The organism is Terriglobus sp. TAA 43, assembly GCF_000800015.1.
Lineage (GTDB): Bacteria > Acidobacteriota > Terriglobia > Terriglobales > Acidobacteriaceae > Terriglobus.
In genome coordinates, this window is record NZ_JUGR01000002.1 from 196,199 (window position 1) to 209,741 (window position 13,543).

Here is a 13,543-nt window from a genome sequence, read left to right on the forward strand (position 1 = left end):
CTTGAAGGAGGCACCATGCGCAAGATGATCCTGATTTCCATGCTTGCTCTTCCGCTCGCAGCACAGCAGCCGAAGATTCAGAATGGGCAGTTCAGCGTCGCATCCACGTCGAACCTGACGAATGAAATCAACACACTGAAAGCGGGCAGTTCAGTTTCGTGGCTGGCCTATACCATTCCAACTTCGCGCAAAATTCAGAACGGCTGGAACTCCGATAGCGTGGCCTATCTTGAAGGCGATCACGACCGCGATAGAAACGATCAAAGCGACAGCACTCACGAATCCTATCGCGCCTTGCTTCTGCTTCGTATCGCCAACCACGCCGTGCAAACCATTCGCGTGGAAGACCCGGAACGCCAATTGGACGCAGGCGGGACGAAGGTAGAGTTTTTGCCAACGGTTGATCCTGCTCAGAGCATCGCAACGCTTCAATCGCTGGCAGAGAGCGCTACATCGAACAAGCTGCGCGATAGCTCGATCTTCGCCATCAGCATTCACAGTTCGACAGCGACGGTACCTGTACTCATAGCCCTTGCCTCTGCGAACCATGATCTTGCAGTGCGCGAAAAAGCAGCTTTCTGGCTCAGCACACAGCACGGTAAAGAAGCCATGCCGACTCTCGATACTTGGCTACGCGACGATAAGGATGATCGTTTTCGCGAGAAACTGACCTTTGACCTTACGCTAACCCGAGAACCATCCGCCGCAGATATTCTGATCCGCACCGCGCATCAGGATGCATCGCCAAAAGTACGGAAACAAGCACAGTTCTGGATGGCAAACATTGTTGGCAAACGAGTGGCCGGCAGCCTGAGTGATGCAGCACAAAACGATCCCGACGAGGGGGTTCGCAAATCCGCAGTATTTGCACTGTCGAGATTGCCAAACGACGAAGGCACTCCGCGCCTTATTGAACTGGCACAGAACAATAAAGATGCTGCCGTCCGTAAACAGGCTGTCTTTTGGCTGGGCCAGTCTAATGATCCCCGCGCGCTGGAGTATCTGACGCAACTCGTAAAGCGATAGTGCATCAGTGAAACCGTAACAACGAAGGCAGTTTCCAGCACAAAGCAAATGGGACAGACGATTGTCTGTCCCATTTGCTTTTCTGCGTACCTACTGTTTGTCGGTAGGAGCCGGTTGTGTCGCGTCTCCGGTTGGCTTAGTGGAAGTGCCCGCCGCAGTGCTGCCGTCAGCCGCAGGCTTAGCCGGACCGTTGACCTGATGCAGACGATCAGGAAGGCCGTTGTCATCCAGCGGCGCCGGCTTCTCAACCGCCTTCTGCTGCATGCGTTCCTTCGCTTCACCCTTCTGACGTTTCGGCTTTTTCTTCTTGTCCGCTGTGCTGCCATTAAGACCGAGCGCACTGGACTGGGTAGTCTTGTCCTGCTTTTCTCCAGACGTCGCAGCAATAGGTGTTGCCTTGACCTTTTCCATTACCTTCGCGTTCTGAGCGTTTTGCTTCTTCTGCTTCACTTCCACTTCGCGGCTACCGTAACGGGTCTTCTTCTGCTTTTCTGCCTTCGGAGCCGTCGGATCTGTCTCATCCGGTGCGTTCGCAGCAACGGTGTTCGAAGATTCCTGCAGCGGGCTAATGGCTTGCCCCGGCGCAGCAGCGCTGGTGGCTGTGTTTACTGCATCGCCATCTGCAGTACCTTCCGGCAATGCAGTACGTGGCGCCTGACCATAGCGAATCTTTTCGCGCTTAACTTTCTTCGGCTTGCCGTTCTTGCCCAGCTCCTGCGTGGCGGGCGTAGCAGCAGCAACTACCTGCGCACGCTTACGCTCATCCATACGCTGCTTTTCGACCTGCTTCTTCTTCGGTGCCGGCGGCACATACGCCGCGAACACAGGCTTCGTCTGCTTCGTGCTGGCGCCACTGTCCACAAATCCCTGGCGCACGTCCAGGTAAGCATCTTCACGCAACTTCGTCAGGTACGCGCGCAGAGCAGGCTGAATCGCTTCCTGATACATCGCGTTCTGCACATCGCCTTCAACCTGTTCCAACGGCGGCGAGCCTGCCTGCTGATGCTCTGTCACCTTAAGAATGACGTAGCCCTGGCGGGTACGGATGGGCTCCGTAAAACCGCCGACAGGCAGCGGAAACGTCTTGTCTTCCAGCACCTGCGCGAGTGCGCCATGCTTGAACTGGCCAAGATCGCCACCCTGGGCAGCCGTCGGACCACCCGACGAAGACTTAGCGGTAGCCGCAAAATCCGCGCCGCCCTTCAGTTTGTCGTAAATGCCCTGCGCCGACTTCTGCGCTGCTTCAATCTGTGTATCGTCTGCGTTTGCCGCTGTGGGAACAAGAATTTCCGACAACCGCACCTGCTCCGGCTGGGCAAAGTCGGCTTTGTGCTGCTCGTAATATTCGCGAAGAGCCGGACCCGAGATCTTGCCACTCAGGCTGCGACCCACTTCGTCGCGAATCACTTCGCTGGTGACGATGTTGTTGCGGATATTGGCTTTAAAGTCTTCCAGGGACAGACCCTGTTGGCGGATGGCTGCTTCCAGCGCCTCCATGGACGGGAAGTTGTTCTGCTTACGGATTTCATCCATGCGACGGACAACTTCGGCATCCGGATTCAGGCCGAGCTCCTTGCCCTTCGACAGCAACAATTGCTGATCGATGAGGTCGCGAAGAAGGTTCTTCTGCCGTTCGACGGGATCGCCCCCGTTGCCGCGGCTGGATGCCAGCTCCTGCTGCAACTGCTCCTCAGCGCGCTGCACGTCGGAACGCGAAATGATCTGGTCATTTACGCGGACCACAATGTCTTCCACTACCGTCGCATTCGGCGTAATGGAAGGCGTGACCGGCAGCGAGAACTGCGGCGTGGGTTCGGCAATTTGCTGCGCCTGCGGCACACCCGGCGACTGGTAACGCGGACGCGGCATGTTCTGCGGCGCGCTCTGGCCTACGGCCACGGCAGCGGTGGAGAGAAGAACTCCGGCAAAAATACCGGCGCGGAACAGCCTGTTCAATTCGGTCATGCGTACCTGCGGAGAGACTTGAAAACGGGCACACTGACCCGCACGGTGTTAGACGAGCGAAGGTAAACCATCGTCATCGGCCAAACCATCTTCCCATTCTACAAGTCTCTGGGCAGATAAAGGGGAAGCCAGAGCGTTTCGCGGGATAGAAATCGCCGGAGGCTCTGGCCCGCGCCGGGTGACATACCGGTGCTATACTCCGTCATACTCTGGAGCGCTCTTTGCGGTCTGGAGGAGTGGTCGAAGCAGCAAGCTGAGGTACCGATACCGCATGTCCACACGCACCCGCCGCGCCGTAGTTTCTCTCTCGCTGTTCTTCGCCACGTGCGCGGTCGGCGGCTCGCTGGTGAACAACAGCGTAAATGCCCAGTCCACCACGGACGAGAGTGCTGTTCGTGACAGCCTGCACCAGTTCACTGACGTGTATTCCCTGGTGGAGCAGAATTACGCGGACAAACTGGATCAGGACCACGTCGACAAGATCATCTACGACGGCGCGATTCCCAGCATGCTGCACGTGCTTGACCCGCACTCCAACTTCTACGATCCAAAGGCTTACGCGCAAATGCGCGAAGATCAGCATGGCCGCTACTATGGCGTGGGCATGCATATCCAGCCGCAGCTTAATAAGGACGGCGTGCAGCGTGTGGTCGTAATTGATACTTTTGACGGATCGCCTGCTTTCAAATCCGGCATCCGCCCCGGCGACGCGATTCTGACCATCGACGGCAAAAATGCCGACGGCATGGATTCCCTCGCGGTCAGCAATCTGCTCAAGGGTGCCAAGGGCACGCACGTCACCGTCCAGATGCTGCGCGAAGGGCAGGACAAGCCTATCAGCTTTGATCTGGTGCGCGATGAAATTCCCCGCCCGTCAGTCGATCTCGCGGATTTCATCCGTCCAGGCATTGGCTATATTCATGTCACGCAATTCATGGAAACCACTTCGCATGAGGTTGGCGACGCTCTGGCCAAGTTCGGCCCCGATCTCCAGGGTCTGATCATCGACCTGCGCGGCAACCCCGGTGGCCTGCTGAATGAAGCCGTCGCCATGAGCGACAAGTTCCTGAATAAGGGTGATATCGTCGTCAGCCAGAAGGGACGCAGCTTCCAGGATGTCGTCTATCGCGCCAACCATGGCGAGCAGGGCAAGCGTTACCCCATCATCGTCCTGGTGAACCGCAACACGGCGTCCGCTGCTGAAATCGTATCGGGAGCTCTGCAAGATCATGACCGCGCTCTGATCGTTGGCGAAACCACCTTCGGCAAGGGCCTGGTGCAAACCGTGTTCCAGATTGCAGAAAACACCGGGCTCGCACTGACGACCTATCACTACTACACGCCCAGCGGCCGCCTGATCCAGCGTGATTACAACGGTGTTTCGCTGTACGACTATTACTACGTTCGCAACGACGCCAAGCCAGCCGACAAGTCGAATCTTGAAGTGAAGCAGACGGACAGCGGTCGTACGGTTTACGGCGGTGGCGGCATCACGCCCGACGAGAAGATTGAGTCGCCTCGTGCGAACTCCTTCCAGGGAACGATGCTGTCGCATGGCGTCTTCTTTGAATACATGAAGCGCTATCTGGGCCATCACACTGTATCGAAGGACTTCGCCGTAGACGACGCGGTTCTGGCCGACTTCAAGACCTACCTGAAGTCAGAGAAGATCGACTATACCGACGCCGACTTCAACACGAATCAGACATGGCTGAAGACCAACATCCGCAGCCAGCTCTTCATCTCGCAGTTTGGCGCAAACGCTGGTTTCAAAGTCGCTCGCGATGAGGATCCAGCTCTCGCGAAGGCACTTACTTTCATGCCGGAAGCATTGGCACTGGAAGAGCGCAGCGATAAGTCGCGCGAGACGAAGACGGCCAGCATCAAGTAATTCCTCATCAACATCATCAATGAAAAAGGTCGCCAGCATTGGCGGCCTTTTTCATTGCGTCTTACTTATGAATCGTCACGCTACGGATAATAACCGGCGTCAGAGGTCGGTTGTGTTCATCACGCGGCACACGAGCGATTGCCTCAATGCGTTTCACCGAGGTATCGTCACACTGTCCAATGATGGTGAACCCACCATCCAGGCGATGCATGGGATGCTCTGAGAAAAACAGTTCACTGTTATTGGTGTCTTTGCCGTTGTTTCCAAAGGCGAGACGCCCTGGCCGATCGTACGTAAGCCCCGGCGTGTCTTCATTCTTAAAGCGAAAGCCGATGTCGGTCGCGCCGCTGGGATCGTTCGTGATGTCTCCGGTCTGAATAACGAAATCCGGTAGGACCCGATCGAAGATCATGCCGTCGTAAAAGCGCACACCATGCTCCAGGGAATGCGTTTTCGGATTCGTCCAATCCTTTGTTCCATCTGCCAAACTCACAAAGATCTGCGCAGCAATAGGCGATTCCTTTTCAAACAAACGACAGGTCAGATTTCCCATGGAAGTATGGAAGACCGCCACGCGCCCCGTGGGTTCTGGCCCCTGTAACTTTGCCTGCACAACAGGCGGCAGTGGAACTGGGGTCAACGGTGGCGGCGCAGAGGCGGCATCCTCCACAATCGACACCCGAAGCAGCTTCACCGCTGCGGAAGGATCGTTATCTGCCGACGTAAGCAGGTGTGAAATCTCCTGAACCACCTTTACCGACGCCGCATCGCACAACCCGAAGATGGAACGATTTGGCGAATCCGATTCTGCATTCGCATGATCCAGAATCGTGAAGCGGGGAGCCATCTTTCCCTTCTCTCCAATCATCGCCAGCAGCCCCGGTGCATCGAAGTTGCGATCTCCCGGCTCCTCCAAAGGCGTATCCGCAAGCGCCTTCACTACGACGCCGGAACGCAATCCTCCAGAGATGGCGCCGGAACTTCCACGAAACACCGTGCCGTCATAGAAGGGTTTAGCAGTGCCACCATCCCATGCGATAGTCCCATTCGCCAATCCAACAAACATCGCGGTGGTTGCGGGTTTTCGATCCGCGAACAGATGACAAGTCACGCGTCCCATCGAGGTATCCATCACGGCCATCTGCGCTGAAATGCAGGGAGACACAGCTATTGACACGACAGCAATCAGAGAAAGCGGAATACGCATGAAGAAGGTATACCGCACCTCGTCCATCACCATGCCACGTCTTTTTCTTACACGTCTCAGACTTCCCTCAGTTGCGTGTAGTCCTACACGGTGTTCCCGTGTGGAGACCGCTATCGCATCAACGGGCCAGCCGCCGTACTGTGAGATCAAGCCGGCCACTGCATCTCACCGCGGGCCACCAGACATCGGATGAAGATTGCAGCGAGATTACCGCAACGAATTCGGAATGCTGCGACCCTTCATAGAGATGGCGTGCGGAAAGGCGCGCGACTTATCCTTGCCTACGCATTGGCAATAGGACTGTCTCTTCTCTCCGCGCACTATATCCATCGTTCTCTAGCCTCGCCTGCTGCGCTCAGCCTATGCAGCGGGTTGGCTTTGTGGGCCTGTGTAAGCGAAAGCGCCGCTTCCAGAAGAACATCTATCCGCCACGCGGCGCTGCTTGAAACCACCGGCACCGCTACAGCAACCTTGCTGTTTTCGACCGCCAGGTATCTCCAGTACGGCCGACATTCCTTTACCGAAATATTGCTTGTATTCGGCGCATTCTTCGTTTCTGGACTTCGCGTGTATGGCGATCTCGCTACCGGCATCGGTTCGCAGATCTACATCGGTTTTCTGCTTGCACTAACAACTCATGCAAGTATTTCCTGGACAACCGACGGCCCACTGATTTTCTTAATCGCACTCACCGCCGCCACACTTCCGCAGCTACTACTGCATGGAGAGATGGAGGCTACGCCACGACTTACGCCACAAGGGCCGGACAACGAGACGAAGCCGGCGTGGATAAGAGCGCTTCTCCTAGGGCTTCAGGCAGCCATTCCCGCAGTCCTAATACTTGTATTGACGCCGATCTTTCGATTGCACGAACCAGCATGGGCAATCACAGCCGCGGCCTATGTGGTTTCCACCCAAACGCCCGGCACCACAGATCGGATTCGTCGTCGAATCATCGGTACTTCGATTGGCGTTCCCATCGGCTTGGCTTTCCTCGTCCTGGGGGCCGAGGATCATCTTCTCCTTTGGGGCGCAACAGCGATGGGCATGATGTTGTACGCACTCAGCCTGCCCAAGCGTTATGACATTGCCTGTGGAGCGTATGCCTTTGTGCTGATGCTGACCATGATTGCCAGCGGCGAACGATCCGTCAGTTTGCTGGCCTCTCGTGTCTCAGAGACTCTACTAGGATGCATTCTTTCGTTTCTCACAATGGCAACAATGTCATGGATGCAGCGCAAGGCGGAGCGGCTGCAAAAGGAGCGCTATCGAAGGCTGGAGCGGGAGACCGGGATCGAACCGGCGACATTCAGCTTGGGAAGCTGACGTTCTGCCACTGAACTACTCCCGCACATTATTATCAGCACTTTGCAGCGAAAGCCCACCTTTACTATCCAAAATGCTAACGCAATCCACCGACACAGCTAGATGACAGTGTCGATTTATGCAGTGGATAAGAAGCATGGCTTCCGTCAATTTGAAAAAGTATATCAAGGTAGGCCTGGCGTGTCGTTTCGTCCCAGTACTCGAGATCAACGGTAAACCTCAGACTGGCACTATCCTCATCGACAGCCTAGCCAAGCAGGGTTTAGACAGAACGTTTTTCCCTCGGTTCCCCCTCCCCGCAGACGCCTTCTTCGCTTGACGTGAGTGATATCCCACCAATGGGCTTTTACTGCCCGTAACGAGACTCTAATTTGGAAAGCACTCATTCAACTCTCTAGGGCGTGGAGTTAACCAGGAATCGCGCCTTTGAGACTTATCCAGATGTGGCCGTCGTTAACCTCAATCGATCAGAAACGCCATCCCCATTCCTCAATGTTTCACTCTATTGGGAAACCGCTAGGGCTTCAGCGAAGTTGCAGCCGTTTCCACAACCTTCGTTACGTCTGCGGAATGGCTCAACATCGCGAGATGGCCGGATGTCAGCGTCGTTGTCGTCGCGTTCATTCGCTTTGCCATATTCATTTCGAGAGTCGGCGATATGACGTGGTCATTGCTAGACACCACATACCAGGACGGAAGGCTCTTCCATGCCACCTGAGACACCTTTACGCCAAACGCATTCGGAGCGGAAACAGGTCCTTGCGTGACAGCAATGGTTGTCTGCTGTTCGGGCGAAAGGTCTGGCGCGAAGTCAGCCGCAATGCCAGAAACGGTGAGTGTAAGGTAGCCATTCGTATCGAGTATCAAATCATTCATGATCGGCGTCGCCGCCACCTGGCCGTTGAGGTCCATGACAGACTCTCCATTGTCAGGTGCGTACGCTGCCACATACACCAGACCGGCAACCTTCGGATCGTTGCCCACTTGAGTGATGACAACACCCGCATAGGAGTGTGCCACCAACAACGTCTTGCCGGTGACTCGTGCAAGAGCGCGCTGGACTGTCGCAACGTCGTCAGCAAGAGACGTGAGCGGAAGCTGGACGGCCGTTACGCTATATCCATCGGCGTTGAGATTTGTAATGACAGGATTCCATGACGAGCCATCCGCCCAGGCTCCGTGCACCAACAGGACGTTTTTAACACCTGTTGGACCGGCCGCCTGCACTGGTGGAAGCCCTCCGCCACTATTGGAAGAACATCCCGCTAGCGCCAGAGAGATTGTTGGAATCAGAAGGCGGATAGCGCCCTTCACGTAGAAGTTGTGGAGCATGAGTTCGTCCTTTGTCTTTGCGTTTTGTTGAGGCTATTGCTCGGCGCCATCGACCTCGGAAGGAGCGGGCTGGGCTGCGGCTGAAACCAAAGCTGCAGCTCAAGAGGCAAGCCTTTTCAGAAGGAGAACTTCCACCCGAAAGACTTGCCCCCGGAGGCGTTACTTCGAGGTGGCTTTCGAAGCCGCGTCCAAAATTACATTTGCGACCTGCGACGGTTGAGCCAGCATAACGACGTGGCTTGAGGCAACCGTAGTTGTTGCTGCACCGATCTTCTTTGCTTCGGCGGCTTCAAGTTGCGGAGAAATAGTGCGGTCGTTTGCGGCGATGATGTACCACGAGGCCTTCGACTTCCACGCTGGGGTCGTGATCTCTCCCTTCATTGCACCGACACTTGTAGGCACTTGCGTTGCCGTTAGAACCGAGATCTCTTTCGCCGAGAGGTCCTGCGCCAAATCTTCTGAAATTCCCTTAGGTGTCAACTTTATGAAGCCACTCTTATCCGGTCGCAGCTCAGTACCGACGGGAGTGGGAACGCTGGTAATCAATCCAAATGCGGATTCTCCTTTGTCCGGTGCTACCGCAGCTACGTAGACGATTCCGACGACCTTGGGATCATTTCCGGCTTCCGTAACAACCGCACCACCATACGAATGGCCGACTAACAAGACTGGACCATCTTCAAGCGCGATGGCACGCTGGGTCGCTGAAACGTCGTCCGCAAACGACGTAAGCGGGATCTGGACAGAGACAACATGCAGTCCCTTGGCCTCTAACGAAGGAATGACTTTGGACCAGCTGGAACCGTCTGCCCACGCGCCATGGACGAGTAGTACGTTTTTCGCTCCCCCTGTTGGAGAAGTTTGCGCCGTCATGTTGGCAGTGGGAAGGATTGCGAGAAGAAAGGCGCATGGCGCCATCATGTTGCGAACAGACTTGGATATCTGCATTGTCATACTCCTTGGACAGGGACCGGCTCACAGGCTCGACGGTCTTGGTCGTCTGCACGAATAACGCGTAGGCGACCACGACGTAGCTGTGTAGCGGTACCAAGATTTGCTGTCCTATTGGGGTGAGCTTAGCCATCATCACGCGGAGGGGTATAGGTAAAAAGCATCAAAAGCGGGCCAAGATCCTTATGAAAATTGACATCTCTCCGCGTCCTTAACAATCGATGGCACGGGAGCAAACTAACAATCTTTTCGGAGTTGAATTTTCCGGCTATTCGCCCTCCGCGAATCCGAGGTAAGCGTGCCTCTCATAGTCGTGCAAATCTCACCAGAGGGCTCAGGAGATCGGCATGAAAAGAGATAGCGCACCTTTCAAGTGAGCGGATTCCAACGCACTGAACTAGAGCACAAGAGACCAACCAATACGTCGCGGTTCACGTGGTGGTAAGCATGATTGCATCTATGCGTGCGGGAAGTCTTCCCTCTGCTCAAGCCGCGCTATCTGCTTCACGTGGCGATCTAAGTGGAATGGAAGGAACTCAAGCCACTGCAAGGCATTGAGAGGCCCAAAAAGAAAATGTGGCGACACAATTCTTGACGCAAGCTCATCGTCTAGAACCAGTGGAAGCTTTTCTATTAAGAGCTGATTGGATTTGAGCGCTTCAAGCCAAAACAAGCCGGACGATTTTCCCTGCGGCCACCACACGACCGGTGCCTTAACTTTAAGAGCCTCATTCGGGTCGCGGACAAGTTCGGAGAAAGACCGAGGTTTATCGGTTTGCATCATAGGAATCGACCGATGCGTCTCGCGTTCCTCTGGCGATCCCCAAATCCGTTGTAACGTCATGAACTCTACGAGGTGTAGGTGCTCCAGAATCTCGCCTACCGTCCACCCACCATCGTCAGGCCTGAACGACAACTGGTCCTCAGTCCAGTTCGCTACAATCTCGAATACCCTTTCTCGAGCGGGCCATGTCAGGTGGATGACCTCCTCAAGGCGATGCTGCTTCATGCGTCTAACCTCTCTTGTTGTGATGCCCATTGTTAAGGGCACATCCGCAGACTCGCCATCGCATCCTATGCCCAAAGGACGCGGCGCTGCCGCAACAGCACGTCAGAGATAACAAGAATCTTTCAGCGCGAGATATCAACCCCGACCTTTAGTTAACGACCATTCGACGCCATATTCCCGGAGTAACTCCATGAATGCGCTTGAAGGAACGATTGAACCCCGATTGATCTGCGAATCCGCATTGCATGGCGATATCCGCGATCGGGAGGCGAGAGTTTGCCATCAGAACTGTCGCCTTATCAATCCGACGTTCGATCAACCAGCGATAGGGTGGCTTCCCGAAGGTCTGTTTGAAGGCTCGCGTGAAATGGCTCACTGAAAGTGAGCATGTTTCCGCAACCTGTCGGAGGTCAATGTCTCCATCTAAATGAGCATCGAGGAACTCCGCTGCTCTCTTAACCTGTCGCGCAGTGAGCCCGCCTCGCACATGCGCTGCCAGTGGCGGAATGCCACCATAGGAGAAAGCGAGGTGGCAGTTCAGCGCGTGCAAAACGTGGTCGACAAAAAATTTAGATGCATGATTTGGCTGCTGTAACGTTGAAGCGAGAACTTGACCCAGGTTGTATACGACGGAATCCATACGTCCGAACGTCTGGATTAATCGATCCACTCGAGGTATCCGGTGAGAGTAGGCTATCTCATCAAGTGAGGCCTGCGTGATCCGCACTATCAAGGTATCGAATGAGCCAGGCAGGAAAATTCTAGGCCGCTCTTCAAATGGAATCACACTCACACCGCCAGCTGGATAACATCCTTCCGATACTTTTTTGGCCGCCAGGAGCTGCTCGATAAAGGGTATTTCCGCCAGTTGAAGCGCGAGCAGATAGTCATGTGCGGCTCCGTGGCCCTCCGTGACCTCCGGTAAACCTTCCCTGCTCCGGACTCTCCCAAACGTAGAGGGGGCAAGTTGGGAAACGCAGAGTTCCGCTGTGGGCATCTCCCGGATATATAAGTCTTCTGCAAATCGTTCCCAGAAGGCTTTATTTGGATTAGGCGCCTGCATATCCTTCGTATCTCTGCTCCGTTAACCGATACTTACTAGGGATTATGGACTAGTTAGGCCGTTGCAGTAGTCTGTTGGCGAAGAACAGACTTTTGTTTTACAAGATGGAGACAATTCGAGGCATCTGTAAAAGCTAGAGCGTAATGTGGCCCTCGACTCTCCCAGAGAAGACGGGCCATGACTCTCTACCACTCGCTTGCGAGCGATACTATTTCGCGGCATCCATGATTGTCTCGATTTTGATGTCAAGGTCTTTCGCTACTTGGAGAGCCTCGCTGTTACCGTACGGAGCAAGATGCGAAACCATCGTGTCGTACGAGATATGGATTCCATCTGCACGTTCGTCAATCAGAATGGTCACAGGTGCGTAGGAGCCAGCGTCGGGTACATGTTTCACCATTTCCTTCATAATGAGCGGATTGCCCGCAACGATACGAAGAACTCTTGGAGTATCCGTCCCATTCTCTTTTCGAATGATATCTCCAAGATCAAAACGCGCGAACTCCATGATGCCATTTGGTTGAGCCGCTGGATCGACAATCGCTTTCATTTCGGATTCGTCATGTGCCTCCGAGAGCTTTTTGCGAAATGCCGCCATATCTGGATGACCGAGCTGCGCGTCAAGCCGAGCTACGACGCTATCAAAGGTGTCGTGGGAAATGACAGTGATTCGTTGCACTTTAATTTTTCGAATGCTCATGTGTCTTATCTCTTTTCTACTTGTTGTCTGGCCCAACATGCCAACGCTCATCGCAAGGACCATGTAAGGCATAACTCTCCATCTACGGGACATCAACGCGTCACTTGTCCATCGTCTTGAGATACGCCCTCTTTGGCGAGAAAGGCGTTCGCCTGCGAGACGAAGAGTGTGGAGTATTGAAAGAATGAGCCGTGTCCGGAGTCGGGATAGAGGCTGAGGTACGCCTTGGGGATGTGTTGATACAAGACATATGAGTTGATCGTGGGGGCGATGAGATCGTTATTCCCATTCACGATAAGAACGGGCTGCTTGATTGCCTCTAGGAGCCTGTAGTTTGCGGGTGTAAGCCCCCAAGTGACATAGGCCTTTGCCTGCGCTTGAACCGCCGCCGGTGTAGCAATCGGTTCTGGATCGATCGTGTGATTGTTAATGCGCTTCACAAAATCAAGACCTGCCTGACGCCCTTCGCGTGTATCTGTGAAGAACAGGAGCGCTTTCAACGGCACATTCTTCTCAGCGCTTTCCTTCGATTTATCTGCAATCACGCTGGGGAGTTTATCGAAGCCTTCCGCTCCCTGAGGGCCCGTTCCTACAAGAATCGCTTTTCGAACTAGTTCGGGACGATCGGCTAGAAGTTGTTGCACGACAGCACCCCCTAGTGAAAAACCGAGCGCATCAATCTTGCTCAACTGGAGTGCATCGAGAAATCCCTCCGCGTAGTGCGCCATAAGAGATACCGAGTCGGGCGGTTCACCTTGTGAGGCACCGATGCCAGCATTTTCAAAAATGAGAACGGGGCGTGTGGCGGCCAATTTTTCAACCAAGTCTTGATCCCAATCATCCATAGTCCCAGTGAAGTGCTGAAAGAGAACGAGCGTCGGTGCATCGGAGCGGTTCCCGATCATTCGGTATGCCAGCTTTATTCCGTGAACCGTGACGTACTGATTGGGTGTTGTGTTGTAGTTCAGCGCGTCGGAATCCGCGGGCTTGAGCACTTCGCTTTTTGTGTCCATATTGATCTCCTGAGCGCTTGTAGCGCGAATGCATACGTGACTCGGCTTGGGGCGGTCTCT

At 54.6% G+C, this 13,543-nt stretch carries 11 protein-coding genes and 1 tRNA gene; 3 read left to right on the top strand and 9 right to left on the bottom strand.

The window, feature by feature from the left end; all coding sequences use genetic code 11:
* The first annotated feature begins 15 nt into the window (after positions 1-15).
* Complete coding sequence (locus tag M504_RS15440; protein WP_047495451.1) at positions 16-1,026, top strand: HEAT repeat domain-containing protein; 1,011 nt, start codon at positions 16-18, stop codon at positions 1,024-1,026.
* 90 nt (positions 1,027-1,116) lie between these two features.
* On the opposite strand, the gene M504_RS15445 is transcribed toward M504_RS15440, so the two are convergent.
* The gene (locus M504_RS15445) at positions 1,117-2,991 is read right to left on the bottom strand and encodes a peptidyl-prolyl cis-trans isomerase (protein WP_052200901.1); all 1,875 of its coding nucleotides are present in this window, start codon (positions 2,989-2,991) and stop codon (positions 1,117-1,119) included.
* 271 nt (positions 2,992-3,262) lie between these two features.
* Between M504_RS15445 and M504_RS15450 the strand changes: the two genes are divergently transcribed.
* A complete protein-coding gene (locus tag M504_RS15450; protein ID WP_047495454.1) occupies positions 3,263-4,882 on the top strand; it encodes a S41 family peptidase in 1,620 nt (539 codons plus the stop codon).
* Between the two features lie 61 nt (positions 4,883-4,943).
* Here M504_RS15450 and M504_RS21485 read toward each other — a convergent pair whose 3' ends face one another.
* The gene (locus M504_RS21485; protein ID WP_052200902.1) at positions 4,944-6,122 is read right to left on the bottom strand and encodes a peptidylprolyl isomerase; all 1,179 of its coding nucleotides are present in this window, start codon (positions 6,120-6,122) and stop codon (positions 4,944-4,946) included.
* Positions 6,123-6,818: 696 nt separating this feature from the next.
* Here M504_RS21485 and M504_RS22765 point away from each other — a divergent pair.
* The gene (locus M504_RS22765; RefSeq protein WP_369792917.1) at positions 6,819-7,415 is read left to right on the top strand and encodes an FUSC family protein; all 597 of its coding nucleotides are present in this window, start codon (positions 6,819-6,821) and stop codon (positions 7,413-7,415) included.
* Here M504_RS22765 and M504_RS15460 read toward each other — a convergent pair.
* The 7 genes from M504_RS15460 to M504_RS15495 form a co-directional block, all read right to left on the bottom strand.
* Positions 7,366-7,440 (bottom strand) — tRNA-Gly (locus M504_RS15460). The genes M504_RS22765 and M504_RS15460 overlap by 50 nt on opposite strands.
* Positions 7,441-7,931: 491 nt before the next feature.
* Positions 7,932-8,747, bottom strand: a complete 816-nt coding sequence (locus M504_RS15470) for an alpha/beta hydrolase (RefSeq protein WP_047495460.1) — start codon at positions 8,745-8,747, stop codon at positions 7,932-7,934.
* Between the two features lie 159 nt (positions 8,748-8,906).
* Positions 8,907-9,695 carry an alpha/beta hydrolase gene (locus M504_RS15475; RefSeq protein WP_047495463.1) on the bottom strand — a complete coding sequence of 263 codons (789 nt, stop codon included), beginning with the start codon at positions 9,693-9,695 and terminating at the stop codon, positions 8,907-8,909.
* A 460-nt stretch (positions 9,696-10,155) separates the two neighbouring features.
* Positions 10,156-10,707, bottom strand: a complete 552-nt coding sequence (locus M504_RS15480) for a DinB family protein (protein WP_047495466.1) — start codon at positions 10,705-10,707, stop codon at positions 10,156-10,158.
* Positions 10,708-10,855: 148 nt separating this feature from the next.
* Positions 10,856-11,770 (bottom strand): helix-turn-helix transcriptional regulator, encoded by a 915-nt coding sequence (locus M504_RS15485; RefSeq protein ID WP_047495468.1) that lies wholly within the window; start codon positions 11,768-11,770, stop codon positions 10,856-10,858.
* A 208-nt stretch (positions 11,771-11,978) separates the two neighbouring features.
* Positions 11,979-12,470 carry a DUF302 domain-containing protein gene (locus M504_RS15490; protein WP_047495471.1) on the bottom strand — a complete coding sequence of 164 codons (492 nt, stop codon included), beginning with the start codon at positions 12,468-12,470 and terminating at the stop codon, positions 11,979-11,981.
* 92 nt (positions 12,471-12,562) lie between these two features.
* Positions 12,563-13,483: an alpha/beta fold hydrolase gene (locus tag M504_RS15495; protein ID WP_052200903.1), complete on the bottom strand. Its 921-nt coding sequence runs from the start codon at positions 13,481-13,483 to the stop codon at positions 12,563-12,565.
* Positions 13,484-13,543 lie beyond the last annotated feature (60 nt).

What these genes read in the sequence shown, in the direction of transcription:
- M504_RS15480 (WP_047495466.1), bottom strand. Translation starts at nt 10,707, where the DNA reads ATGAAGCAGCATCGCCTTGAGGAGGTCATCCACCTGACATGGCCCGCT.
- M504_RS15440 (WP_047495451.1), top strand. Translation starts at nt 16, where the DNA reads ATGCGCAAGATGATCCTGATTTCCATGCTTGCTCTTCCGCTCGCAGCA.
- M504_RS21485 (WP_052200902.1), bottom strand. Translation starts at nt 6,122, where the DNA reads ATGGTGATGGACGAGGTGCGGTATACCTTCTTCATGCGTATTCCGCTT.
- M504_RS15445 (WP_052200901.1), bottom strand. Translation starts at nt 2,991, where the DNA reads ATGACCGAATTGAACAGGCTGTTCCGCGCCGGTATTTTTGCCGGAGTT.
- M504_RS15475 (WP_047495463.1), bottom strand. Translation starts at nt 9,695, where the DNA reads ATGCAGATATCCAAGTCTGTTCGCAACATGATGGCGCCATGCGCCTTT.
- M504_RS15470 (WP_047495460.1), bottom strand. Translation starts at nt 8,747, where the DNA reads ATGCTCCACAACTTCTACGTGAAGGGCGCTATCCGCCTTCTGATTCCA.
- M504_RS22765 (WP_369792917.1), top strand. Translation starts at nt 6,819, where the DNA reads ATGGAGGCTACGCCACGACTTACGCCACAAGGGCCGGACAACGAGACG.
- M504_RS15450 (WP_047495454.1), top strand. Translation starts at nt 3,263, where the DNA reads ATGTCCACACGCACCCGCCGCGCCGTAGTTTCTCTCTCGCTGTTCTTC.
- M504_RS15485 (WP_047495468.1), bottom strand. Translation starts at nt 11,770, where the DNA reads ATGCAGGCGCCTAATCCAAATAAAGCCTTCTGGGAACGATTTGCAGAA.
- M504_RS15495 (WP_052200903.1), bottom strand. Translation starts at nt 13,483, where the DNA reads ATGGACACAAAAAGCGAAGTGCTCAAGCCCGCGGATTCCGACGCGCTG.
- M504_RS15490 (WP_047495471.1), bottom strand. Translation starts at nt 12,470, where the DNA reads ATGAGCATTCGAAAAATTAAAGTGCAACGAATCACTGTCATTTCCCAC.